At 73.6% G+C, this 22,999-nt stretch carries 22 protein-coding genes and 1 riboswitch; of the genes, 12 read left to right on the top strand and 10 right to left on the bottom strand.

Annotated elements, in window-relative coordinates; translation table 11 throughout:
* Positions 1–100 precede the first annotated feature (100 nt).
* Both AB0O21_RS35970 and rsmH read right to left on the bottom strand, forming a co-directional pair.
* Complete coding sequence (locus AB0O21_RS35970; RefSeq protein WP_365178700.1) at positions 101–688, bottom strand: hypothetical protein; 588 nt, start codon at positions 686–688, stop codon at positions 101–103.
* Positions 685–1,644 carry a 16S rRNA (cytosine(1402)-N(4))-methyltransferase RsmH gene (gene rsmH / locus AB0O21_RS35975; RefSeq protein ID WP_365178703.1) on the bottom strand — a complete coding sequence of 320 codons (960 nt, stop codon included), beginning with the start codon at positions 1,642–1,644 and terminating at the stop codon, positions 685–687. Before rsmH ends, AB0O21_RS35970 begins: the two co-directional genes overlap by 4 nt.
* A gap of 310 nt (positions 1,645–1,954) precedes the next feature.
* Between rsmH and AB0O21_RS35980 the strand changes: the two genes are divergently transcribed.
* From AB0O21_RS35980 to AB0O21_RS35995, 4 genes are all read left to right on the top strand, one after another.
* Positions 1,955–2,506: a carbonic anhydrase gene (locus AB0O21_RS35980; RefSeq protein ID WP_365178706.1), complete on the top strand. Its 552-nt coding sequence runs from the start codon at positions 1,955–1,957 to the stop codon at positions 2,504–2,506.
* 137 nt (positions 2,507–2,643) lie between these two features.
* Positions 2,644–3,654, top strand: a complete 1,011-nt coding sequence (locus AB0O21_RS35985) for a MoxR family ATPase (protein ID WP_365178709.1) — start codon at positions 2,644–2,646, stop codon at positions 3,652–3,654.
* Positions 3,654–5,030 (top strand): DUF58 domain-containing protein, encoded by a 1,377-nt coding sequence (locus tag AB0O21_RS35990; RefSeq protein ID WP_365178712.1) that lies wholly within the window; start codon positions 3,654–3,656, stop codon positions 5,028–5,030. The genes AB0O21_RS35985 and AB0O21_RS35990 overlap by 1 nt, the downstream gene beginning before the upstream one ends.
* Positions 5,027–7,441, top strand: a complete 2,415-nt coding sequence (locus AB0O21_RS35995; protein WP_365178715.1) for a DUF3488 and transglutaminase-like domain-containing protein — start codon at positions 5,027–5,029, stop codon at positions 7,439–7,441. The genes AB0O21_RS35990 and AB0O21_RS35995 overlap by 4 nt, the downstream gene beginning before the upstream one ends.
* A gap of 493 nt (positions 7,442–7,934) precedes the next feature.
* Here AB0O21_RS35995 and AB0O21_RS36000 read toward each other — a convergent pair whose 3' ends face one another.
* From AB0O21_RS36000 to AB0O21_RS36010, 3 genes are read right to left on the bottom strand one after another with little or no spacing between them, the layout of a single operon-like run.
* A complete protein-coding gene (locus AB0O21_RS36000; RefSeq protein ID WP_365178717.1) occupies positions 7,935–8,561 on the bottom strand; it encodes a TetR/AcrR family transcriptional regulator in 627 nt (208 codons plus the stop codon).
* Positions 8,562–8,590: 29 nt separating this feature from the next.
* Positions 8,591–10,678, bottom strand: coding sequence for a YhgE/Pip domain-containing protein (locus AB0O21_RS36005; RefSeq protein ID WP_365178720.1), 2,088 nt, complete (start codon positions 10,676–10,678; stop codon positions 8,591–8,593).
* Entirely contained in the window at positions 10,650–11,441 is a 792-nt protein-coding gene (locus AB0O21_RS36010; RefSeq protein ID WP_365178723.1) for an ATP-binding cassette domain-containing protein, read from the bottom strand. The genes AB0O21_RS36005 and AB0O21_RS36010 overlap by 29 nt, the downstream gene beginning before the upstream one ends.
* Positions 11,442–11,631: 190 nt before the next feature.
* Between AB0O21_RS36010 and AB0O21_RS36015 the strand changes: the two genes are divergently transcribed.
* From AB0O21_RS36015 to AB0O21_RS36035, 5 genes are all read left to right on the top strand, one after another.
* Positions 11,632–12,126 (top strand): SAV_6107 family HEPN domain-containing protein, encoded by a 495-nt coding sequence (locus AB0O21_RS36015; protein WP_365178725.1) that lies wholly within the window; start codon positions 11,632–11,634, stop codon positions 12,124–12,126.
* Between the two features lie 87 nt (positions 12,127–12,213).
* Entirely contained in the window at positions 12,214–12,972 is a 759-nt protein-coding gene (locus AB0O21_RS36020; RefSeq protein WP_365178728.1) for a methyltransferase, read from the top strand.
* 276 nt (positions 12,973–13,248) lie between these two features.
* Positions 13,249–13,650, top strand: coding sequence for a DUF3040 domain-containing protein (locus AB0O21_RS36025; protein ID WP_328790804.1), 402 nt, complete (start codon positions 13,249–13,251; stop codon positions 13,648–13,650).
* 99 nt (positions 13,651–13,749) lie between these two features.
* The gene (locus AB0O21_RS36030) at positions 13,750–14,379 is read left to right on the top strand and encodes a DUF4126 domain-containing protein (RefSeq protein WP_365178732.1); all 630 of its coding nucleotides are present in this window, start codon (positions 13,750–13,752) and stop codon (positions 14,377–14,379) included.
* A gap of 23 nt (positions 14,380–14,402) precedes the next feature.
* A complete protein-coding gene (locus AB0O21_RS36035) occupies positions 14,403–15,839 on the top strand; it encodes an NAD(P)/FAD-dependent oxidoreductase (protein WP_365178734.1) in 1,437 nt (478 codons plus the stop codon).
* 30 nt (positions 15,840–15,869) lie between these two features.
* Here AB0O21_RS36035 and AB0O21_RS36040 read toward each other — a convergent pair whose 3' ends face one another.
* The 5 genes from AB0O21_RS36040 to AB0O21_RS36060 all read right to left on the bottom strand — a co-directional run bounded on the left by AB0O21_RS36040 (position 15,870) and on the right by AB0O21_RS36060 (position 20,350).
* Complete coding sequence (locus AB0O21_RS36040; RefSeq protein WP_365178737.1) at positions 15,870–16,754, bottom strand: hypothetical protein; 885 nt, start codon at positions 16,752–16,754, stop codon at positions 15,870–15,872.
* A gap of 42 nt (positions 16,755–16,796) precedes the next feature.
* Complete coding sequence (metF, locus tag AB0O21_RS36045; RefSeq protein WP_365178739.1) at positions 16,797–17,711, bottom strand: methylenetetrahydrofolate reductase [NAD(P)H]; 915 nt, start codon at positions 17,709–17,711, stop codon at positions 16,797–16,799.
* A gap of 82 nt (positions 17,712–17,793) precedes the next feature.
* A complete protein-coding gene (gene thiE, locus AB0O21_RS36050; RefSeq protein WP_365178742.1) occupies positions 17,794–18,432 on the bottom strand; it encodes a thiamine phosphate synthase in 639 nt (212 codons plus the stop codon).
* A gap of 82 nt (positions 18,433–18,514) precedes the next feature.
* Entirely contained in the window at positions 18,515–18,880 is a 366-nt protein-coding gene (locus AB0O21_RS36055; protein ID WP_365178744.1) for an Rv2175c family DNA-binding protein, read from the bottom strand.
* A gap of 240 nt (positions 18,881–19,120) precedes the next feature.
* Positions 19,121–20,350 carry an FAD-dependent oxidoreductase gene (locus AB0O21_RS36060; RefSeq protein WP_365178747.1) on the bottom strand — a complete coding sequence of 410 codons (1,230 nt, stop codon included), beginning with the start codon at positions 20,348–20,350 and terminating at the stop codon, positions 19,121–19,123.
* A gap of 81 nt (positions 20,351–20,431) precedes the next feature.
* Positions 20,432–20,543: riboswitch (TPP riboswitch) on the top strand.
* Between AB0O21_RS36060 and thiO the strand changes: the two genes are divergently transcribed.
* The 3 genes from thiO (at position 20,541) to AB0O21_RS36075 (ending at position 22,756) form a co-directional block, all read left to right on the top strand.
* Positions 20,541–21,758, top strand: a complete 1,218-nt coding sequence (gene thiO, locus AB0O21_RS36065; protein WP_365178750.1) for a glycine oxidase ThiO — start codon at positions 20,541–20,543, stop codon at positions 21,756–21,758. (Overlaps the previous riboswitch by 3 nt.)
* Positions 21,755–21,955: a sulfur carrier protein ThiS gene (gene thiS, locus AB0O21_RS36070; protein ID WP_365178753.1), complete on the top strand. Its 201-nt coding sequence runs from the start codon at positions 21,755–21,757 to the stop codon at positions 21,953–21,955. The genes thiO and thiS overlap by 4 nt, the downstream gene beginning before the upstream one ends.
* A 6-nt stretch (positions 21,956–21,961) precedes the next feature.
* A complete protein-coding gene (locus tag AB0O21_RS36075) occupies positions 21,962–22,756 on the top strand; it encodes a thiazole synthase (protein WP_365178756.1) in 795 nt (264 codons plus the stop codon).
* Positions 22,757–22,999: the final 243 nt, after the last annotated feature.

Genomic DNA, 22,999 nt, shown 5'->3' on the forward strand with positions numbered 1-22,999 from the left:
GGGGGTCCGGGGGCGGAGCCCCCGGGGGGTCCGGGCGGAGCCCGGGGAACGGAGGAAGGGCGGGGTGGGGAACGGCCCCGCAGGGTTCCGGGTCACGGCGTCACCTTCCAGGGGTCTGGGTGGGCTGCGGGGCACCGCCGGGCGCCGGCGCGGACGCCGTGGCGGCGCCACTCGGCTGACCGGAGGCGGGGGCCGGCGGCTGGCCCGAGGCCGGGGGCTGCGGCTGCCCGGCCGGGGGCTGCGTCGGCGGGGCCGGGGCCGGCGGAGTGGGGGCCGGCGGGGGCTCCGCCTCGGCGGCGGTGCCGGTGACCTTGCCGTCCGGGCCGATGAAGACGGGGCTGCCGCCCGGGACCAGCCCCATCTCCTGCGCCCGCCGCTGCAACGCGTCCGGCGCGGAGTAGGCGTCCACGTCCCGCTGCAGCGCCTGCTCCTCGTCCGTCAGGGCGGTGGTCTCCTTCTTCAGCTTGGTCAGCTGGAAGGACCCCTCGTTCAGCGCGGAATTCAGCAGCAGCAGGCTGATCAGGCCGCCGCCGAGCAGCGCCACGACCAGCAGCACGAACGGCATCCGCGCCGCCTGCCCGCCGGGGCGCGGACGGGCGGGGCGGGCAGGGCGGACGGGCCGCGCGCCGCGCGCCCGGCGCGTCAGCGTGGCGAACCTCCCCGGTCCGGGCCCGGCGGCCTTGGTCACAGCCGCGCCTCCCGGATGCGCTCGACCCCGCGGAACCTGGCCGGCGCGGCCCGCCGGTTCTCGGCGATCTCCTCCTCCGTCGGCAGCTCCGCCCCGCGCGTCAGCAGCTTCAGCTTCGGCTGGTACTTCTCCGGCACCACCGGCAGCCCGGGCGGGGCCGTGGAGGTGGCGCCGGCCGCGAAGACCTGCTTGACCAGGCGGTCCTCCAGCGAGTGGTACGAGAGCACGGCGATCCGGCCGCCGACCGCGATCCGGTCCACCGCCGCCGGGATGGCCTTCTCCAGCCCGGACAGCTCGCCGTTGACCTCGATGCGCAGGGCCTGGAAGGTCCGCTTCGCCGGGTTGCCGCCGGTCCGCTTCGCCGCCTGCGGCAGCGCGTCGCGGATCAGTTCCACGAGCCGGGCACTGTTCGAGAACGGCTCCTTGTCGCGCTCCCGGACGATCGCGGACACGATCCGCTTGGCCTGCTTCTCCTCGCCGTACTGGCGCAGGATCCGTACGAGCTCGCCCGGCGCGTAGGTGTTGAGCACCTCGGCGGCGCTGATGCCCGTCGTCTGGTCCATGCGCATGTCCAGCGGGGCGTCCTGCGCGTACGCGAACCCGCGGTCGGCCTCGTCGAGCTGCATGGAGGAGACACCGAGGTCGAGGAGGATGCCCTGGACGGTGGGGATGCCCAGTCCGTCGAGGACCTCGGCGAGGTCGGCGTAGATCGCGTGGACGAGGGTGGCCCGGTCGCCGAAGGGCGCGAGGCGCTCGCCGGAGAGCCGCAGGGCCTCCTTGTCGCGGTCGATGCCGATCAGGTGGCATTCGGGGAAACGCGTCAGCAGGGCCTCGCTGTGGCCGCCGAGGCCGAGGGTGCAGTCGACGACGACGGCCCCGGGCCTCTCCAGCGCCGGGGCCAACAGGTCCAGGCACCGCTGGAGCATCACCGGGACATGTCGGGACTCGCTAGTCAAAGCGCCCTCTCAGATAACGGCGCGGCAGGCATACGCCGCGCCGCGCACGCGGAGTGTTACCAGGGGGCCGGGCGGCCGGTGAGGGCCGGGCTCCGGCCGGTTCGCGTCACTTTAGTGCAACGGTCGCCGCGGTCAACGAACCGCCCCGGTACGGTGCGCCCCTCCCCCGGCGAACCGGCAAAAGCCGCGAATCACCCGGACGGCCGCCCCCGCCTCACCCCTGTGGATTAGCTCACAACAAAGCCGGTTGATGTTCTTTGTCCCTCCTCACCCAATGCCTGCACAAGCTGTGACCACTAACGTCGTATGCATGACTACTTCCCCCTCCGTGCCCGCCGAGTCCGCACACGAGGCTGCCCTCGGAGGCACCGTCACCGACCGGCTGGTCGAGGCGAACCGTGCCTACGCGTCACACTTCGCCGATCCCGGCATGGACGCCCGCCCCGTCCTCCAGGTGGCGATCGTCGCCTGCATGGACGCCCGCCTCGACCTGCACGCCGCCCTCGGCCTGGAGCTCGGCGACTGTCACACGATCCGCAACGCCGGCGGAGTGGTCACCGACGACACCATCCGCTCGCTCACCATCAGCCAGCGGGCCCTGGGCACCCGCTCGGTCATACTCATCCACCACACCGGCTGCGGCCTCGAAAGCCTGACCGAGGACTTCCGGCACGAGCTGGAGGACGAGGTCGGCCAGCGCCCCGCCTGGGCCGTCGAGGCCTTCCGCGACGTCGACCAGGACGTCCGCCAGTCCATGCAGCGGGTCCGTACGAACCCCTTCCTGCTCCACAAGGACGATGTGCGAGGCTTCGTCTTCGATGTGCACAGCGGGCTCCTGCGGGAGATCGATCCCAGCTCTTGAGTGACACGAGCCCTTAACGCCGTCAAGAATGCGGGATGACGCCACCCGGGACCCCCCGGGCCCGGCGTCCGTGTTTCGGGGTGGGCCGGTCATGCGCCAAGGGCGTCGGCCCTGGATTTTGGGCCGAGGAGTACCAGGTGACGACGTACGACGACCGAGCGAGCCTCGCTGATCTGACGAGCACGGCGGAGCGGGTGCGCCACTCGGTCGAGAGCGTGATCGAGGGCAAGCCCGAGGTCGTCCGCCTCGCGCTGACCGTGCTCCTCGCCGAGGGGCACCTGCTGATCGAGGACGTCCCCGGCGTCGGCAAGACGATGCTCGCCAAGACGCTCGCCAAGTCCATCGACTGCTCGGTGCAGCGCATCCAGTTCACCCCGGACCTGCTGCCCTCCGACATCACCGGTGTCAGCATCTACGACCAGCAGCGCCGCGAGTTCGAGTTCAAGCCGGGCGCGATCTTCGCGCAGATCGTCATCGGCGACGAGATCAACCGCGCCTCCCCCAAGACCCAGTCCGCCCTGCTGGAGTCGATGGAGGAGCGCCAGGTCACCATCGACGGCACCACCTACGCGCTGCCGAGCCCCTTCATGGTCGTCGCCACCCAGAACCCGGTGGAGATGGAGGGCACCTACCCGCTGCCGGAGGCCCAGCGCGACCGCTTCATGGCCCGCGTCTCCGTCGGCTACCCCAGCGCCGACGCCGAGCTCCAGATGCTCGACGTGCACGGCGGGCTCTCCCCGCTCGACGACCTGACCGCCGTCGCGCACGCCCACGAGATCGTCAAGCTGATCGAGGCCGTCCGCGAGGTGTACGTGGCCGAGCCCGTCAAGCGGTACGTCGTCGGCCTGGTCGCCGCCACCCGCAGCCACCCCGACCTGCGCCTGGGCGCCTCGCCCCGCGCCACCCTGCACCTGCTGCGCGCCGTGAAGGCCTCCGCCGCGCTCGCCGGCCGGGACTACGTCCTGCCCGACGACGTGCAGGCGCTCGCCGCCCCGGTCCTCGCGCACCGCCTGCTGCCCACCGCGCAGGCCCAGCTCAACCGGCGCACCGCCGAGCAGGTCGTCGCCGACATCCTGCAGCGCACTCCCGTGCCGGCCGCGCACACCGGCGGCGAGATGCCGCCCGGCGCGGGCACCCGGAGCTTCTGATGGGCGCCGGTGCCCCCGGCGGCGCCGACGGCGCGGACCGAGGCGGCGTCGGCGGGCTGCGCGCGTCACTGTCCGGCCTGACCACCCGGGGCCGCTCGTTCCTGGCCGCCGGGATCGCCGCCGCCGTGTGCGCGTACGTCCTCGGCCAGAGCGAGCTGCTGCGGGTCGGCCTGCTGCTCGCCGTCCTGCCGCTGATCTGCGTGTACGCCCTGCACCGCACCCGCCACCGGGTCTCCGGCAGCCGCCGGCTGACCCCGGGGCGGGTGCCCACGGGCTCCGAGGCCCGGGTGCAGCTGCGCATGGACAACGTGTCCCGCATGCCCACCGGACTGCTGATGCTCCAGGACCGCGTGCCGTACGTACTGGGCCCGCGCCCGCGGTTCGTCCTGGACCGCGTCGAGCCCGGCGGGCGCCGCGAGGTGTCCTACCGGGTCCGCTCCGACCTGCGCGGCCGCTACCCGCTGGGCCCGCTCCAGCTGCGCCTGACCGACCCCTTCGGGCTGGTCGAGCTGACCCGCTCGTTCAGCGCGTACGACACCCTCACCGTCATCCCGCGCACCGAACCCCTCCCGCCGGTCCGGCTCGCGGGCGACTCCTCCGGCTACGGCGACGGCAGCCGCCGCTCGCTGGCCCTGGCCGGCGACGACGACGTGATCCCGCGGACCTACCGGCGCGGCGACGACCTGCGCCGGGTGCACTGGCGCTCCACCGCCCGCTACGGCGAGCTGATGGTGCGCCGCGAGGAGCAGCCGCAGCGCAGCCGCGCCACCGTCCTGCTGGACACCCGGGACATCGCCTTCGAGGGCGCGGGCCCCGACTCCGCCTTCGAGTGGGCCGTCTCCGCGGCCGCCTCCACCCTGGTGCACCTGCTGGAGCAGGGCTTCTCGGTGCGGCTGCTCACGGATACCGGGGACTCGGTGCCCGGCGAGGGCGCGGGAGGGTTCTCCTCCGGCGGGCAGGAGTCCGCGGAGGCCGCCGGCCTGATGATGGACACCCTCGCGGTCATCGGGCACTCCGACGGAGCGGGGATCTCCCGGGCCTACGACGCGGTGCGCGGCGCCGGCGAGGGCGGCGGCTTCGGCGGTGACGGGCTCCTCGTCGCCTTCTTCGGGGACCTGGACGACGTACAGACAGAGCTGGCGGCGAAGATGCGCCAGCGTGCCGGGGGCGCGGTGGCTTTCGTACTGGACTCGGCGACCTGGGCCGGGCAGCCGGCGCGGCAGCAGGACCTGCCCTCGCTCGAGGAGCGGCTGCGCAGGCTGCGCGACGCGGGCTGGACGGCGGTGGCCGCCCCGCCCGGGGTGGCCTTCGGCGAGCTGTGGCGACAGGCCGGGACCGCTCCCCTCGGCACGGGAACCTCCGGAGGACGCGGATGAGCGGGCGGGCGAGACTGACGGTGTTCGCGGCACTGGCGACGCTGCTCACCTCGTGGTCGCTGACCCCGCTGGTGCAGTCGGCGGGCTGGCTGCTCCAGGCGGCGGTGCTGCTGGCCGTGCAGAGCGCGGTGGGGGCCGGGGCGCGGCGGGTGCCGCTGGCCCGGTCGCTGACCGTGGCCGCGCAGGCCCTGGTGTCCCTGGTGCTGCTGTCGTTCCTCTTCCTGGGGAAGGGCGAGTCGACCGGGCAGGGGCCGCTGGCCTACCTGGTCACGGATTTCGGAGGGCTGTTCCTGCGGGGCGTCCAGGACGTGAGCGAGTTCGCGATCCCGGCCCCGCTGACCGACGGGATCCGGCTCCTGCTGCTGTCCGGGGTGCTGCTCATCGGGCTGCTGGTGGACACCCTCGCGGTGACCGCGCGGACGGCCGCGGCGGCCGGGCTGCCGCTGCTCGCGCTGTACTCGGTGGCCGCGGGCCTGTCGGGCGGCGGGAAGTCGTCCTGGTTCTCCTTCCTGCTGGCGGGCTGCGGCTACCTGATGATGCTGCTGGCCGAGGGCCGCGACCGGCTCGCCCAGTGGGGCCGGGTCTTCGGCGCGGCCCCGCGCGAGCGGGTCTCGGCCGCCTCGGGCCTCGCGGCCGCTCCGGGCGGACAGGCCACGGCCCCGGTGCGGACCGGGCGGCGGATCGGCGCGGTGGCGCTGGGCATCGCGCTGGCGGTGCCGGCGGCGCTGCCCGCGCTGGGCGGCGGCCTGCTGGGCGCGCGGGGCGAGGAGGGCGGCGGCAGCGGTGCGGGCGGCACGATCTCGGCCGTCAACCCGCTGGTGTCCCTGCAGAGCAGCCTGAACGCGCAGGACAACAGGGTGGTGCTGAAGTACCGCACGGACAGCCCGCAGCAGAGCGATCAGTACCTGCGGATCCTGGCCCTGGACGAGTTCAACGGGGTCAAGTGGGAGGCCTCCGGGCGGGCCCTGACCGACGTGCCGGAGCAGCTGCCGACGCCTCCCGGGCTCAGCCCCGCGGTCCGGGCGGGCGCGACCGAGGTGCGGACCAGCGTCTCGGCGGCGGACAGCTACACCCAGCGCTACCTGCCGATGCCGTATCCGGCGACGGGCGTGGACATCGGCGGGAAGTGGCGGTTCGAGCCGGAAGGCCGGACCCTGGTCGGCGACCAGCTGGGCAAGGACAAGTTCCAGAACGTCCAGGGCGCGATGTACACCGTACGGAGCCTGCTGCTGAAGCCCACGGCGCAGCAGCTCTCCAAGGCCCCGGAACCCGATGCGGCGATCCGCGCCGAGTACACGAAGCTGCCGGACAACCTGCCGCCCGTGGTCGCCGAGACGGCCCGCCAGGTGACGCAGGGATCGAAGGACAACTACACGCGGGCGGTCAAGCTCCAGGACTACTTCGCGGTGACCGGCGGCTTCCGCTACAACACGAAGACCGCCTCCGGCACGGGATCGGCCGCGGTGGCCCGGTTCCTCGCCGAGAAGGAGGGCTTCTGCGTCCACTTCGCCTTCTCGATGGCGGCGATGTCCCGTTCGCTGGGGATCCCGGCGCGGGTGGCGGTGGGCTTCACGCCCGGCGAGAAGCAGGCCGACGGCAGCGTGAACGTCTCGATGCGGGACGCGCACGCCTGGCCGGAGCTGTACTTCCAGGGCGTGGGCTGGACCCGGTTCGAGCCGACGCCCCGGTCGGGCATCACGGTGCCGGACTACTCCCGGCCGCAGACGCAGCCGTCCCAGCCGTCGGCGCCGGCGCCGCTGCCCTCGCAGAGCGCGCCCGCGCCGTCCGCGGCGCCGTCCACCGCGGACGACTGCCCGCCGGAGCTGAAGAAGCTCGGCGAGTGCGGTGCGGCCGCGCCGAAGCCGGGCTCCTCCGGCGGTGGCGGGCCGTCTGCGGCGACGGTCGCGGTGTGGGCGGTGGCCGCGCTGGCGGTGCTGGGCCTGCCGCTGCTGCCGATGCTGTGGCGGAACCGGCTCCGGGCGCGGCGGCTGGGCTCGGGCGAGGTGCCGGCGGCCTGGCGGGAGCTGGGCGACGCGGCGTGGGACGTGGGCCTGCCGCCGGACGGGGCGCTGTCCCCGCGCCGGGCAGCCGCGCGCGTGGCGGACCTGGGCGGGCTGGACGCGGAGGCCGCCGCCGCGGTGCGCCGGGTGGCGGGCGCGGTGGAACGGTCGCTGTACGCGCCCCCGGGCGCGGAGTCCTCGTACCCCGGCCTGGCGGACGACGTCCTGCTGGCCCGCGCGGGCCTGCTGGCCGCGGCGTCCCGCGGTTCGCGGCTGCGGGCGCTGCTGCTCCCGCGCTCGGCGGCCCGCCTCTCCTGGGCGGCCGCGCGCCGGTGGTCGTCGCTGACCACCGCCGTCTCGGCCCGCCTGGCCGCCGTCCGCCTACGGCTGCCGTTGCGCGGCCGCGGCTGACGGTGGGGGGCGTGCCCTGCGGGGCATGTCCCCCACCCGCCCTTCCGCCGTTCCCTGGGGCTCCGCCCCGGACCCCGGTCCTCAAACGCCGGACGGGCTGGATCTCGCTGGTGTGTGCCGCCAGGCGCGGCTGGATTGCCCGCAGGGCAATTTCAGCCCCGCCGGCGTTTGAGGCGCGGGGTCCGGGGCGGAGCCCCGGCAGCGGCGCCGCACCCGGCCCCCGCGCACGCGAAACGGCGAGGCTCGATCCCCCCGAGCCCCGCCGTCGTCGCGCCCCCGTAACCGGACGGGGAGGCCCCGGTCCGCTCCGCAGCCCCGTGTCGGCGGTGCGGACCGGGTCTCCCGTCCGTTGCCCCCAGTCTGGCGTCCGCGCAGGTGGGAGCCCATCCGCGCGCGTACTCATCTCCGCGTCTAGGTACGGATACTCAGTCGCCGCGGTCGGCCCCACCAGTTGTACGGGCCCGCGCCCCGCGCGGACACCGCCGACCGGGGGTCAGCGCCCGCTGACCCGGCCCCGCAGCAGCAGCGACAGTGCCGAGTGGACGTCGTCCAGGGACCGCTCGCGCTGGAAGGACTGCCAGTCCAGAGCGGCCACCAGCACCATCCCGACCAGCGCCGCCGCCGTCAGCGGCACGTCGATCTCCGCGCTCAGCTCGCCCCGCTCGACGCCCTCCCGCAGCACCTTCTCCACCACCGCCACGGCTTCCCGGCGGACCACCATCAGCGTGGACTGCCAGGTCCGGTTGGTCCGCCACAGCTCGGCGACGTACAGCTGCGTGAAGGCCGGGTAGCGGTCGATGAAGACGAGACCGGCCCTGATCATCGCGTCGAGCGCCTCGACGCGTGTGCCTCCGCGCGCCTCGGTCGATTCCGCCGCCTCCCGCAGGGACGCGGTCAGCAGTCCGACGCCGTGCCGCAGCAGCTCCTCGAAGAGGTCGTTCTTGCTGGCGAAGTTGTAGTAGACGGTGCCCTTCGCCACTCCCGCCCGTTCGGCGATCTCGTCGACGGTGGTCGCCGAGAAGCCCTGCTCGGCGATGAGGGTGACGGCCGCCTCGTAGAGCTTCTGCCGGGTGGCCTGGCGTCGGGCGCCGCCCGCGCTTGTACCGGTGCTGCTTTCCATGGCGCTGATTCTCACAGGTCAACGGCTCTCTACAGGCTCAGTTCGGGGTGCAGCCGGTCCATGGTCCACACCTGCTTGCCGCGCGCGGCGAGCGAGGTGAGCGCGAGGGCTCCGACCGTGAAGGCCACCAGGACCGCGCAGCCCTGCCACACCACGGTGAGCGGCCCGCCGCTGATCACGTGGCGCAGGCCCTCGACGATGTACGACATCGGCAGGTACGGGTGGATGGCGTTGAAGAAGCCGGGGCTGGTCTGCACGGGGTAGGTGCCGCCCGCCGAGGTCAGCTGGAGCATCAGCACGGCGAGGACGAGGATCCGCCCGGCGGCGCCGAACTTGGCGTTGAGCCACTGCACGATCGCCGCGAAGCAGCCCGTGACCAGCATCAGGAAGCCGATGGTGAGGGCCGGGTGGGCCATCTCCAGGCCGAGGCCCCAGTGCAGTACGGACATCAGTGCGCCCACCTGCGCCGCGCCGAGGCCCGCCACCGGCAGCCAGCCGGCGAGGGCGATCCGCCAGGGCGAGGCGCCGGCGGCCAGGGCCCGCTTGTTGAGCGGGGCGATCAGCATGTAGGCGACCATCGCGCCGACCCAGAGGGAGAGCGGGATGAAGTAGGGGGCGAAGCCGGTGCCGTAGTTGGGTGCCTTGTGCAGGGACTGGTTGGCGAGCCGGATCGGGTCGGCCATGACCTCGGTGCGGGTGTCGCGCTGCTGCTCGTCGTAGTCCGGGATCTTGTCGACGCCCTGGTGGAGGCCGTCGGCCAGGGCGCCGTTGCCGTCGACGAGCTTGTAGATGCCGCCGCTCAGGCTGTGCGCGCCGTCGCCGATCTTGCCGACTCCCTCGCCGATGGCCGCGGAGCCGTCGGTGGCCTTGCCCAGGCCGGCGTGGAGCTGGCCCATGCCGGTGGCGACCTTGTGGGCGCCGTCGTTGAGGGCCTTGACGTCCGCGACGGCCTGGTCGAGCTTGCCGGCGAGGCCGGGGGCGCCGACGGCGAGCTTGCGGGCCTTCGCCTCCAGGTCGGTGAGCTGCTTGCGGAGGGCGGCCAGGTCGCCGTTGGAGTCCTTGACGAGGGTGTCGACGTCGCCCGTGAGCTGGGCGGCCTCGGCGGTGGCGTCCTTCAGCTTCTTCATGTCGGCGCAGGCGGCGGGCAGCGGCTTGGGCGCGGAACCGGTGCAGGTGCGGGTGTACGTGTCGGCGGCCAGGGCGGCGGCCTGCTTGCTGACCTTGGCGGCCGCGGGGGCCTTCTTGCCGAAGGTCTCGAGGTGGTTGTTGACGACCTTGGCGGTGTCCGCGACGAGCAGGGCCGCGTCGGCGACCTGCTTGGGGTTGTCGAGGTACGGGCGGACCTGGCCGGCGGTGCCGGTGACCTTGTCCTGGACCTGCTGGGTGCCGGCGGCGATGTCCTTCGTGCCGGTCGCGAGCTTGGCCGCGGCCGAGTTGAGCTTGCGCAGCCCGCCGGTCAGCTCGCCGTTCTTCTCCTCGACGGTGTCGAGGCCGTCGGCGATCTCCTTGGCGCCCTGCTGGGCCTTGCTCGCGCCGTCCTTGAGCTTGTCGGCGCCGTCGGCGGCCTCGGCGGTCTTGTCGTGGAGGTCGGAGAAGGAGACGAAGATCTTGTCGAGGAAGCCGCGGGAGGCGTTGGTGGACGCCGCCGAGCGGACCTCGGAGAAGACGGTGCGGGAGATCGAGCCGACGATGTAGTTGTTGGCGTCGTTGGTGCGGACGTGGAGCGCGCTGGTGGCGGGGTCCGCGCCGGAGCTGGAGGCGATCTTCTCGCTGAAGTCGGCGGGCATGGTGAGGGACAGGTAGTACGTCCCGTTCTCCAGGCCCTTGGCGGCCTCCTCGGCGCTGACCTCGCGCCAGTCGAAGGTCTTGCTGTCGTGGAGCTTCTTGGTGATCTCGTCGCCCGCGTCGATGCGCCTGCCTTCGACGGTGGCGCCCTTGTCGGAGTTGACGAGGGCGACGGGCACTTTGTCGAGACGGCTGTACGGGTCCCAGAAGGACCAGAGGTACAGGGCCCCGTAGAGCAGCGGCAGCAGGAGCAGTGCGACGAGAGCGGCCCGGGGCAGCTTCCCCCGCCCGAACCGCTTCAGCTCAAGCGCGGCCAGCTTCGGCGAGCGCATCGTCCGCCCCCTTCGTGTCTTCGGTGTCGTTGTCGGTGCCGGCGTCGTCGCCGGTGCTGCTCGCGTCGGCGGGGCCGGTCCGCAGGACCGTGGCGTCCGCCGGGGCCTCGCTGCACACCGCGAGGACGGTGGTGCCCGCGGCGGCGATCCCGCGGAGCAGGGCCCAGGCCTGCTCGCGTTCGGCGTCCGAGAGCTTGAGGTCGAGGTCGTCCAGGGCGAGCAGCCGCGGCGCACCCAGCAGGGCGATGGCCACGGACAGCCGTACGGACTCCAGTCGTTCCAGGTCCCGTACGGAGGTGCGCGCGCCCTTCGGCAGGGTGGCGAGGTCCAGCCCGGCGGCGGCCAGCGCGGCGTCGATGCGGGCCGCGGTCGCGGCGCTGCGCTCTTCGCGGGGGCGCAGCAGGGCGCGGACGGAGCCTTCGTAGCGGCGCTGGAGCAGGGCGCCTTCGCGCAGTTGCTCGGCGACGGTGAGGGCCTGGTCGAGCTCGTTGACCCCGTTGACCGGGCCGAGGGCGGCGATCCTGCGGACTGCGGTCATCCGCTTCGGCAGCCGGTGGCCGCCGGTCTCGGCGTGGCCCTCGGTGGCCTTCATCCGTCCGGTGAGCGCGAGGAGCAGGCAGGTGCGGCCGCTGCCGGAGGGGCCTTCGACCGCGATGAGCGAGCCGGGCGCCGCGTCGACGCCGATTCCCCGGAAGGCCCAGCCGCGCGGGCCCTTGAGTCCGAAATTCTCGGCTTTGACGGCCGCGCCGTGCGGGCTGTCCACGCCGTCCCCCCTCTTTTGAACTGACCGGTCAGTTCAAAAACTAGCATCCCTTTCCGCACCGCCGGTGCAGGAGGGGGCAGTTGCCCCGCCGTGGAGCGTGAAAGCGCAGGTCAGCGCGATTGTCAGTGGGGCCCGTCACGATGGGGACAAGGCAGAAAGCACCGTGCAAGGCATCGACAGGAGGTTCGTCATGGCCACACCGTCCCCGTCCCCTGTCCATCCCGTCCCGCGCAGGTCGGCGGCTCCGCCGGCCGCGCTCGACCTGCTCGAGAAGGCCCGCGGCGGCCTGGCCGAGGCGGCCCGGCTGACCAGGCCCAACGAGCGGTACGCCACCGCCCACCTCGCCGCGCTGCGCACCGCCGCGGCCGTGCTCGCCGCGCGCGGCCGGCCCGAACCGGTCACCCCGCGGCGGCGGCCCCGGATCCGCAGCGCGTGGGAGGTCCTCCCGGAGATAGCGCCGGAACTCGCCGAGTGGAGCGCGCTCTTCGCCTCCGGCGCGGCGCGCCGGGCCCGGGCCGAGGCGGGCATAGCGGGCGCGGCGAGCAGCCGGGACGCGGACGATCTGGTGCGCGCCGCCTCGATGTTCCTGCGCCTGGTGGAGCGGATGCTCGCCCTCCGGCCGCCGGCGCAGAGCCTGCCGGGGCCCGTGCCGGGTCCGCGTCCGGAGCGTCCCGACGCGGGATGAGCTGACGGGCCGCGGAAGGCAATAGGGTGGGGCCGGGTGGGGCACTGACGCCCACCCCTTCCCTAGCGCGCCGAGGAGCCATCAGCCGTGTCGGACAATTCCCGCCCCCGTGCCTCCCTCCGCACCGCCGTGGTGTGGGAGGTCCTCAAGGAGGCCCTCGACCGCCGGGTGAAGGCGACCGGGCGGGATGTGCTGGACGTGCTCGACACCGGCGGCGGCACCGGCAAGTTCGCCGTGCCGGTGGCCCTCCTGGGCCACCGGGTCACCGTGGTCGACCCCAGCCCGAACGCGTTGTTCGGGCTGGAGCGCCGGGTGTCCGAGGCCGGTCTCTCCGACCTGGTCCGCGGCGTCCAGGGCGACGCCCAGGGCCTGTTGGAGGTCGTCGAGCGGGACGCGTACGACGTGGTGCTCTGCCACGGCGTGCTGGAGTACGTGGACGACCCGGCCGAGGGCGTGGCCAATGCGGTGGCGGCCCTGCGCCCCGGCGGCACGCTCAGCCTGCTCGCCGCCGGCCTCGGCGGGGCCGTGCTCGCCCGCGCGCTGGCCGGCCACTTCACCGAGGCCCGTACCGCCCTCACCGACCCGGCCGGCCGCTGGGGCTCCGGCGACCCGGTACCGCGCCGCTTCACCGCCGAACAGCTTTCCGAGCTGGTCGGCGGGGCCGGTCTGGCGGTCGGCGCGGTGCACGGCGTACGGATCTTCGCCGACCTCGTCCCGGGCGTCCTGGTGGACACCGAGCCGGGCGCGGTGGAGGCCCTGCTGCGTCTGGAGGAGGCCGCCGCGGAGCTCCCCGCCTTCCACGCGGTCGCCACGCAGCTGCACGTTCTGGGCGAGAAGCAGGCCTGATCTGCTGATCCTCCGCGCATGGAGTCGGCCACACACCCTCCGCTATCGCGTTCGGCCCCGTATGATCGGGTCACCGACCGGCATGGCGGACGGATCATTGGGGAATAAGCGCCTCAGTGGCCGGAATCAGGCCGTGCGGTTCGCACAGTTTTTTCCCGGCAGTGCTTTTTTAGGAACGTGGCGTAGAGGGCGGGTATCACGGGGGCGGTTCCCCGCCTATCCTGAAGGGGACCCCTGGTCGCTACCCCCCGCGACCGACGGATGAGGAGGACTCCCGTGCCGCTCTCGGAGCACGAGCAGCGAATGCTCGAGCAGATGGAGCGAGCGCTGTACGCCGAAGATCCCAAGTTCGCGACAGCGCTTGAGGGAAGCGGACTGCGTACGTACACCCGGCGACGGGTCTACCAGGCAGTCGCAGGCATTGTGGTGGGTATCGCGCTCCTCATGACCGGTGTGATCATTCCGAACGTGCTGTGGATCAGTGTGGTGGGTTTCCTCGTCATGCTGGGATGTACGGTTCTCGTGGTCACCGGTTGGCGCAAGGCACCCAAGCCTGGCGAGCAGCCCGTCTCCGGCAGTGCAGGCGGTTCGGCCCACGGCCGCAACCGGCAGCGTCGGTCGATGATGACCCGCATCGAGGAACGGTGGCAGCGCCGCCGTGACGAGCAGGGGCAGTAGCCAACAGCCCCGAAACAACGTGAACGAGGGGACGGCCACCGCTGGGTGTCCGTCCCCTCACCGTTGTGCCGCCCGGTTCCGCTCCGGCATGATGATCAGGTGAGTGTGCTCCCCCTGGTCTTCACCAGCGGCTGGGCCAGTGGGATCAACGCATACGCCGTGGTCCTCCTGCTCGGCATCTTCGGCGCGACAGGCCTGACCGACGAGGTCCCCGAGTCGCTGCAACGCACCGACGTGCTGATCGTCGCGGGCGTGCTGTTCCTCTGCGAGGCGATCGCGGACAAGATCCCGTACGTGGACTCCATATGGGACTCGGTCCACACCGTGATCCGCCCCCTGACCGGTGCGGTGGTGGGAGCCCTGCTGGCCGGCCAGAGCGGTTCGCTCCCCGACCTCGCCGCCGGCGCCATCGGCGGTTCCACCGCGCTGGCCAGCCATTTCGTCAAGGCCGGCACCCGGATGGCGATCAACACCTCGCCCGAGCCGTTCACCAACGTCCTGGTGAGCATCGCCGAGGACCTGGGCGTGGCCGGCATCGTCACCTTCGCGATGTTCAACCCCGAGGCCGCCGCGATCATCGCGGCCGTCCTGCTGGCCGCCGGCCTGGCCCTGCTGATCTTCCTCTGGACCCGGATCCGCCGCTTCCTGCGCCGCCGCGCCCAGCGCCGCGGGGAACAACGGCTGGCCTCCGAGGCCCGTGAGGCCACCGGGGCCCCGCCACCCCGCTGAGGCGGCTCGATAGGCTCGGCCGCATGGCACGAATTGCGGTGATCGGCGCCGGGATGGGCGCGATGGCGACGGCGGCCCGGCTGGCCGTGGCAGGGCACCGGGTGACGGTGTACGAGCGCGGGGCGACGTACGGCGGAGCGCTCGGGCGGTACGAGCGCGAGGGCTTCGCCTTCGACACCGGCCCCGGCCTGCTGCACCTGCCCGCCGTCTACCGCGACCTGTTCGTGAAGACCGGCAAGCGGTCCCTGGAGGACTGCGTGGACATCGTCCAGGTGGACCCGGCCGTCCGGCACGTGCTGCCCCACCACGGCATCGACGTCACCCTCCCGGGCGCCTCGCGCGGCGGAGTCGCCGCCGCCCTCGACACCGCCTTCGGCCCCGGCGCGGGCGAGCGCTGGAACGGCCTCCTCGGCCGCGCCCGGGACGCCTGGGACGCCACCCGCCGCCCGCTGCTGGAGGAACCGCTGCGCACGGGCGAGGCCCGGCTGGTGCTGGGCACCGACCCGTACCCCGCCCTGCGCAGGAGCGGCCTGCTGCGCCGCCGGACCCCGACCCTCGCCGAGGTGGCCGAACGGGAGCTGGGCGGCGCGCTCGGGCAGCTGCCGGCGGGCCTCGTCCGCTCGTACGGGATCGACCCCGCCACCGCGCCCGGCTCCGCGGCCGTGCTCCCCTACATGGAGCAGACCTTCGGCAGCTGGTACGTGCGCGGCGGGATGCGGGCGCTGGCCACCGCCGTGTACGAGCGCTGCCTGGAGCGGAAGGTCGCCTTCGTCTTCGGCGCCGAGGTACGGGAGGTACTGGCGCCCGCCGGCCGGGCGTCCGGGCTGCTGCTGGCCGACGGCACCGAGGTGGAGGCCGACTCCGTCGTCTGCGGGATCGACCCGCGGCGGCTGCCCGACCGCTCCCTGCCGTGGCCCGCGGAGGCGGTCCCCGCCCGCGGGGACGCGGTGCCGAGCCGGGTCACGCTGCTGCTCGCGCTGCGCGGGGCCCGCCCGGCCGACGCCGTCCACCGCACGCTGGTGCACGGCACGCCCGTCCAGGGGCCCGGCGTGGACGTCACCGTGCTGCGCCCCGACGACCCCGCCACCCGGCCCGACCCGGACCACGAGGCGGTCACCGTGAGCGCCGTGTGCGGGCCCGAGGCACCCGGGGCGGAGGAACTGCTGGAACTCGCCGCCGAGGCCGTTCCCGGGCTGCATGAGAGGCTGCTGTGGCACGAGGTGCGCACCCCCGCCGACGTCGAGGCCGCCACCGGCGCGCTGGGCGGCTCGGTGCCCCCGCCCGCCCTCGCGGGCGCCGGGGGCCGGCTGCTCTACCCGGCCAACACCACGGCCGTGCCCGGCCTGTACCTGGCGGGCGGCTGGGCGCACCCGGGCGGCGGACTGCCGCACGCCGGGATGACCGGAGCCCTGGTGGCGGGGCTGATCGTGGAGGGCGCGGAGTTCCGGGGCTCCCAGTAGGCCCGGGAGCCACGGGCCCCCGTACGGCCCTCAGTAGCGGTACTGCTCGTACTCGCCGGTCCCCTGGGAGGGGTACGGGTAGCCCTGCTGGTCCTCCGGCGGGTACGGCTGCCCGTACTCGTCGGTGGTCCGCTGCTGGGGGACCCACACGCCGCCGGGCGGGGTGTCCATGGAGTACTGCTGCTGCCCGTAGTCGCCGTACGGGGCGTAGCCGGCGTAGGGGTCGGTGCTCGGCGGCATGCCGCCGGTGCCGATGTACGGGTCCGAGTACGCGGCGTAGACCTGCTGCTGCTCGCCCGTCGGGTAGCCGTCAGCGTAGTAGTCGTAGCCGCCCTGGCCGCCCTGGCCACCCTGGGGCTGCGAGGGGTCGTAGTAGGCGGCGTACTGGTGGGCGTCCTGCTCGCCCGTGGTGAACGGCGAGGCGAAGGCCCCCGTCTGCGCGGGATCGGGGCCGGGCTGCGCGGGCACGAAGCTCTGGATCCCGTACGACCCGGTGTCCTCGGGCACCGGCTCCGGGCTGTAGACCTCCGGGTCCGCGTCCGGGCCACGGCCGCCCGCGGCCCGGTCCTCGTACTCCAGCCCGGTGACCTCGAGCGACGGCTCCTGGTGCACCGGCCCGCCGGAGCGGCGCCGCCTGGACTGCTGCCGTACGGGCTCCCCGCCGCGGCGAATCGCCCAGCCGGCCTCGAAGCCCTTGCGGAAGGAGAGCGTGACGAGCGTCTGGCCGAGCGCGAACATGGCCGCGCCCGCGCCGATGACCGGCACCGATGGCAGCACCACCCCGGCGACCACGCCGAGGAACCCTGCGAAGGCGAGCAGGCGCCAGCGGAGCCGGGCCTTGTACTGCATCAGGACCTCGGCGAGCAACCACAGCGCGACGATGCCGAACGCGATGTAGAGGACCGTCATTCCCATGCGTGGCCCCTCTCGGTACGGCCGCCCCTGGCGTACGGCCGGTCAGGCCCGCTGGTGCAGGCCCAGGTTCTCGTAGATTTCGAGAGTCGCCGTGGAATTGTTCAGCGTGATGAAGTGCAGCCCCGGTACACCCTCGGACAGCAGCCGCGCGCAGAACTCCGTGGCGAACTCGATGCCAATGGAGCGTACAGCGGCGGGATCGTCCTTGACGGCGAGCATGCGCTCTTTCACGTCCGCGGGGAAGACCGCGTTGCTGAGTTGGGGCAGTCGGTCGAGCTGCCTGATACCCACAACAGGCATGACCTCGGGGATGATCGGGGTCTCGCAGCCCGCCTTCTCGACGCTGTCGCGCAGCCGCAGATAATTCTCCGGATCGAAGAACATCTGGGTGATGGCGTAGTCGGCGCCGGCGCGGCACTTGTCCACGAAGTGCCGGATGTCCGTGTCCCAGTCCGTCGAACGCGGGTGCATCTCGGGGAAGGCCGCGACGCCGACGCAGAAGTCGCCGGACTCCTTGACGAGGCGGACCAGGTCGGCCGCGTAGTGGATGCCGTCGGGGTGCGCCACCCACTCGCCCATGGGGTCGCCCGGCGGGTCTCCGCGCAGGACGAGCATGTTCCGGATCCCGGCGTCGGCGAACTGGCCGATGACGTTGCGCAGCTCGGCGACCGAGTGGTCCACGGCGGTGAGGTGCGCGACGGGGGTCAGGGTGGTGTCCGAGGCGATCTGCTCGGTGGCCTTGACGGTGCCGCCGCGGGTGGAGCCGCCGGCTCCGTAGGTCACGGAGACGAAGCTGGGGGCCACCGCCTCCACCCGGCGCAGCGCGTTCCAGAGGTTGCGTTCGCCCTTCTCGGTCTTCGGGGCCCAGAACTCGAAGGAGTAGGAGCGCCCGGACGCGAGGAGGTCGCGGACCGTGTGTGCACGGTCCGACCAGGTGGAAGCGGTACCAAAGGCCATACGGGCAGGTTAGACGCGGGGTGGCGCAGCCCGAAGTGGTGTCCGTCTATTGGACACGCTTTTGGACACCCCGCCTCGGCCCCTAGCCGAGACGGGCCCGAACGCGCTTGGCCAGCTCGGCTGCGGCCGCGCCCGGGTCGGAGGCCTCGGTGAGCGCGCGGACGACCACGACACGGGTCGCTCCGGCGTCGAGCACCTCGTCCAGGTTCGTGGCGTCGATGCCGCCGATGGCGAACCAGGGGCGGTCCTGTTCCAGCGAGGCCGCGTACCGGACGAGCCCGAGGCCGGGGGCGTAGCGGCCGGGCTTGGTGGGGGTGGGCCAGCACGGTCCGGTGCAGAAGTAGTCCACGCCGGGCTCGGCGGCGGCCGCGTCTACCTCGGCCTCCGCGTGGCAGGAGCGGCCGATCAGGACGTTCTCGCCGAGGATGGCCCGCGCGGCGGGGACGGGGATGTCGCCCTGACCGAGGTGCAGCACGTCGGAGCCGATGGCGTGGGCGACGTCGGCACGGTCGTTCACGGCGAGCAGCTTGCCGTGCCGCCGGGCGGCCTCGGCGAACACCTGGAGGTGCTCGAGCTCTTCCCCGGCTTCCATGCCCTTGTCCCGGAGCTGGACGATGTCCACGCCGCCGGCCAGCACGGCGTCCAGGAACTCGGGAAGGTCACCCTGCTTCTTGCGGGCGTCCGTGCACAGGTAGAGCCGGGCGTCGGACAGCTGCTGCATGGGTGTACCCCCGGGGATGGAGGCGGTGTACGGGCACGTGCGCCCGTACACCGCGGTGGAGCGGAATGCGGATCGGATCAGGTCAGAGGGCGAGCGCCTGAGCGCGGCGCTTCACCTCCGTGCCGCGATTCTCGCTCAAGGCCTGCGCGGGGGTGCCGGGCAGGGTCGGGTCCGGAGTGAACATCCACTCCAGGATCTCCTCGTCGGAGAAGCCGTCGTCGCGGAGCACGGTCAGCAGGCCGACCAGGCCCTTGACGACCTTGTCCCCGTCGATGAACGGGGCGGGCACCTGGAGGGAGCGGTTCTCGCCGCGGCGTACGGCGACCAGCTGACCTTCCTTGACCATCTGGCGGACCCGGGTCACCTCGATGTCGAGCATCTCCGCGATGTCGGGGAGGTACAGCCACGAGGGGACAAGGGCATCGATCTTTACGTCAATCTCGGTCACAGCCCCAAGCCTGCCATCTCGGCTCCGCCGCCGGTACCTGAGCCAACCCGTCCGGGTCGCGCCGCCACATCCAGCCCCTCCGGCGTTTGAGGAGCGGGGTCCGGGGCGGAGCCCCGATCTTCAAGCCCCGCCGGCGTTTGAGGCGCGGGCTCCGGGCAGGGCCCGGGGAACGGTGGAAGGGCGGGTAGGGGACAGCTCCGCGCAGCGGCCCCCCGACCTCGCCCCCTGACCGACCGGCGGCTACGCCACGGCCGACTTCAGCGGAACCGCAGGGTCGGACGCCTTGGCGGGGTCGACGGGAACCCCCGTCTCGATCAACCGCCGCCCCTGCGCCAGATCCCGCGGCCGCCCGACCGCCAGCACGGCCACCAGCACCCCGCCCCGCAGCCAGCACACCGACCACGCCGCCCCGTCCGGATCCCCCCGCCAGAGCATCTCGTCCGCCCCGCCGTGATGCCCGGCGTACTGCACGAAACGCCCGAACTGCTCCGACCAGAAGTACGGAACCGGGTCGTAGACCTCGGCCGGCTCCTCCCCGGCTCCCGCCAGGATGTTCGCCGCGACCGCCCTCGGCCCCTGCAGCGCGTTGTCCCAGTGGTGCACCAGCAGCCGCGTCCCGTACCTCCCCGAGGGGAAGGACGCGCAGTCGCCGACCGCGTACACCCCGGGAACGGACGTACGCAGGTACGCGTCGGCGGTGACCGATCCGTCCGGCCCGAGCTCGACCCCGCTCCCGGCCAGCCACCCCGTGGCCGGCCTGGCCCCGATGCCCACCACCACCGCGCCCGCCGGCAGCACGCGGCCGTCCGCGAGCAGCACCTGCCCCGCCTCGACCCCCGCGACCTTCGCGCCGGTGACCAGCTCGGCCCCGGCCTCCGCGTACCAGCGCCCCATCGGCGCGGCGACCTCCTCCGGCAGCGCCCCCGCCAGCACCCGGTCGGCGGCTTCGACCACGGTCACCGCGCATCCCGCCTCCCGGGCCGCGGTGGCGAACTCGGCGCCGATCCAGCCCGCCCCCACGACCACGACCGAAGGGGCCGCCGCCAGGACCGGGCGCAGCCGGGCCGCGTCGTCGAGGGTGCGCAGCAGGTGCACGCCCGCGACGCCCTCGGTCCCCGGCAGGGTCAGCGGTTCGGCTCCGGTGGCCAGCACGAGGGTCTCGTACGGGACCGGGCCCGCCTCGGTGTCCAGCTCGCGCTCGGCGGCCCGTAGCCCGGTGACCTCGGTGCCGAGCCTGAGCTCGATGCCGAGCCCCTCGAAGTCCACGTCGAAGGCGGAGTCCTCGGCCTTGCCGAGCAGCACCGCCTTGGACAGCGGGGGCCGGTCGTAGGGCTGGTGCGGTTCGGCACCCAGCAGGGTCACGGGGCCGGCGAAGCCCTGCTCCCGCAGGGCGACCGCGGTCTGCACACCGGCCATTCCGGCGCCGACGATCACGACGCCGCTCTGATTCTTATCCGTCTGCTCGCTCACCCGGCCACCCTAATCACCTGACGGTCCGTCAGGAATAGGTGCCGCCTTACCCGCCGTCCGCGGCCGGGTTAGTCTGGCCACCGTACCTATCGCGGGAGTCCGGCGCACCGGGCTGAGAGGGAGGCTGGACGGCCTCCGACCGTACGAACCTGATCCGGGTCATGCCGGCGAAGGGAGGGGCTGGACGCCCATGCACTCATCTCGAACGGGACCGGGAACCGGATCCGCCAAGGGATCCGCCAAGGGATCCGCCAACGGATCCGACGTCCTCGTCATCGGCGGCGGAATCATCGGCCTGGTCACCGCCTGGCGGGCCGCCGCCCGCGGCCTGCGCACCGTACTCGCCGACCCGGCCCCCGGCGGCGGCGCCGCCCAGGTCGCGGCCGGCATGCTCGCCCCCGTCACGGAGCTGCACTACGGCGAGGAAGCCCTCCTCGGCCTCGGCCTCGCCTCCGCCGAGCGCTATCCGGAGTTCGCCGCCGAGCTCGCCGAAGCCAGCGGCGGCATCGACATCGGCTACCGCGCCTGCGGCACCCTCGCCGTCGCCCTCGACGCCGACGACCGGCTGCACCTGCGCGAGCTGCACGCCCTGCAGCGCCGCTGCGGCCTGGAGTCCGAGTGGCTGACCGGCCGCGAGTGCCGCCGCCTGGAGCCCATGCTGGCCCCGGGCGTACGCGGCGGCCTGCGCGTCGACGGCGACCACCAGGTCGACCCGCGCCGCCTGGCGGCCGCCCTGCTGGCCGCCTGCGAGCGGGCCGGGGTGATCATCCACCGGGCGAACGCGGAACGGCTCGTGGTCACCGCCGACCGCGCGGCCGGCGCCGTACTCGACGACGGTACGGAGCTGCGCGCGCGGCAGGTGGTCCTGGCGGCCGGCTCGCTGAGCTGCAAGCTGCCCGGCGTACCGCCCGAGGCGGCGGTCCCGGTCCGGCCGGTGAAGGGCCAGGTCCTGCGGCTGTCCGTACCGCCCGCCTACGGGCCGTTCCTGTCGCGGACCGTACGGGCCGTCGTACGCGGCAGCCACGTCTACCTGGTGCCGCGCGAGAACGGCGAACTCGTCCTCGGCGCCACCAGCGAAGAACTCGGCTGGGACACCACCGTCACCGCCGGCGGGGTCTACGAACTCCTCCGCGACGCCCACGAGCTGGTGCCCGGCATCACCGAACTCCCCCTGGTGGAAACCCGCGCCGGCCTGCGCCCCGGCTCGCCCGACAACGCCCCCCTGCTCGGTCCGACCGAGCTGCCGGGCCTCCACCTGGCCACCGGCCACTACCGCAACGGGGTGCTCCTCACCCCCCTCACCGGCGACGTGATGGCGGAGCTGCTGACGACCGGCGAACTACCGCCGATCGCGCGCCCCTTCACCCCCCGCCGGTTCTCCCCCGCACGTCAGGAGTCGTACGCATGACCATCTCCGTCAACGGCGAGCCGCGCGAGGTCGCGGCCGGCACCACCCTCGACGCGGTGGTCGCCACCCTCACCACCGCCCCCTCCGGCGTCGCCGCCGCGCTCAACGAGACCGTGGTCCCGCGCGGGCAGTGGCCGGCCACGGCGCTGGGCGACGGCGACCGGATCGAAATCCTGACCGCGGTCCAGGGAGGCTGACGCACCATGGCAGACGACCTCCTCACCCTCGGCGGCCGCACCTTCTCCTCCCGCCTGATCATGGGCACGGGCGGCGCCCCCAGCCTGGACGTGCTCGAACGCGCCCTGGTCGCGTCCGGCACGGAGCTCACCACGGTCGCGATGCGCCGCCTGGACCCCACGGTCCAGGGCTCCGTCCTCTCGGTCCTCTCGAAGCTCGACATCGCGGTCCTGCCCAACACGGCCGGCTGCTTCACTGCGGGCGAGGCCGTCCTGACGGCACGCCTCGCACGGGAGGCGCTGGGCACGGACTGGATCAAGCTGGAGGTGGTCGCGGACGAGCGGACCCTCCTGCCGGACGGCGTGGAGCTCCTCGACGCGGCCGAGATCCTGGTGGACGAGGGCTTCACCGTCCTCCCCTACACCAACGACGACCCCGTGCTGGCCCGCAAGCTGGAAGACGTGGGCTGCGCGGCGATCATGCCGCTCGGCTCCCCCATCGGGTCGGGCATGGGCATCCGCAACCCGCACAACTTCGAGCTGATCACGGAGCGCGCGGGCGTCCCGGTCATCCTCGACGCGGGCGCGGGCACGGCCTCGGACGTGGCCCTCGCGATGGAACTCGGCTGCGCGGCGGTGATGCTCGCCTCGGCGGTCACCCGCGCCCAGTCCCCCGTCCTCATGGCGGCCGCGATGCGCGACGCCGTCTCTGCGGGCCGCCTGGCCCACCGCGCGGGCCGCATCCCCCAACGCCGCTTCGCGGAAGCCTCGTCCCCCACGGAGGGCCGCGCGACCCTGGACCCGGAGCGGCCGGCGTTCTGAGGGGGCGGGGGGCGTACGAGTCCACGCGCGAGCGGGACTTCTCCCCCCTCGGGGCGTGGTGGTGGGGCGGTGTCTGCCCACCCGCCCCCGGGTGCGGGCCGGGACTCCGGCCGGCGGGGTCCGCCCTGGCCTGAATCAGAGATGTCCTGGGGGGTTTCCCGTCAGTCCCATGGTCCTTCCGTGTCGGGCCGGCCTGTAAAGGGCGCTCCTCCTTCGTCGTCGCGTCGCTTCGCGATGGCCTTC

It is taken from the genome of Streptomyces sp. NPDC091371, from assembly GCF_040684275.1.
In the GTDB taxonomy this organism is placed as follows: Bacteria; Actinomycetota; Actinomycetes; order Streptomycetales; family Streptomycetaceae; genus Streptomyces.

What these genes read in the sequence shown, in the direction of transcription:
- AB0O21_RS35980 (WP_365178706.1), top strand. Translation starts at nt 1,955, where the DNA reads ATGACTACTTCCCCCTCCGTGCCCGCCGAGTCCGCACACGAGGCTGCC.
- AB0O21_RS35990 (WP_365178712.1), top strand. Translation starts at nt 3,654, where the DNA reads ATGGGCGCCGGTGCCCCCGGCGGCGCCGACGGCGCGGACCGAGGCGGC.
- AB0O21_RS35995 (WP_365178715.1), top strand. Translation starts at nt 5,027, where the DNA reads ATGAGCGGGCGGGCGAGACTGACGGTGTTCGCGGCACTGGCGACGCTG.
- AB0O21_RS36000 (WP_365178717.1), bottom strand. Translation starts at nt 8,561, where the DNA reads ATGGAAAGCAGCACCGGTACAAGCGCGGGCGGCGCCCGACGCCAGGCC.
- AB0O21_RS36005 (WP_365178720.1), bottom strand. Translation starts at nt 10,678, where the DNA reads ATGCGCTCGCCGAAGCTGGCCGCGCTTGAGCTGAAGCGGTTCGGGCGG.
- AB0O21_RS36015 (WP_365178725.1), top strand. Translation starts at nt 11,632, where the DNA reads ATGGCCACACCGTCCCCGTCCCCTGTCCATCCCGTCCCGCGCAGGTCG.
- AB0O21_RS36035 (WP_365178734.1), top strand. Translation starts at nt 14,403, where the DNA reads ATGGCACGAATTGCGGTGATCGGCGCCGGGATGGGCGCGATGGCGACG.
- AB0O21_RS36040 (WP_365178737.1), bottom strand. Translation starts at nt 16,754, where the DNA reads ATGGGAATGACGGTCCTCTACATCGCGTTCGGCATCGTCGCGCTGTGG.
- metF (WP_365178739.1), bottom strand. Translation starts at nt 17,711, where the DNA reads ATGGCCTTTGGTACCGCTTCCACCTGGTCGGACCGTGCACACACGGTC.
- thiE (WP_365178742.1), bottom strand. Translation starts at nt 18,432, where the DNA reads ATGCAGCAGCTGTCCGACGCCCGGCTCTACCTGTGCACGGACGCCCGC.
- thiO (WP_365178750.1), top strand. Translation starts at nt 20,541, where the DNA reads ATGCACTCATCTCGAACGGGACCGGGAACCGGATCCGCCAAGGGATCC.
- thiS (WP_365178753.1), top strand. Translation starts at nt 21,755, where the DNA reads ATGACCATCTCCGTCAACGGCGAGCCGCGCGAGGTCGCGGCCGGCACC.
- AB0O21_RS36075 (WP_365178756.1), top strand. Translation starts at nt 21,962, where the DNA reads ATGGCAGACGACCTCCTCACCCTCGGCGGCCGCACCTTCTCCTCCCGC.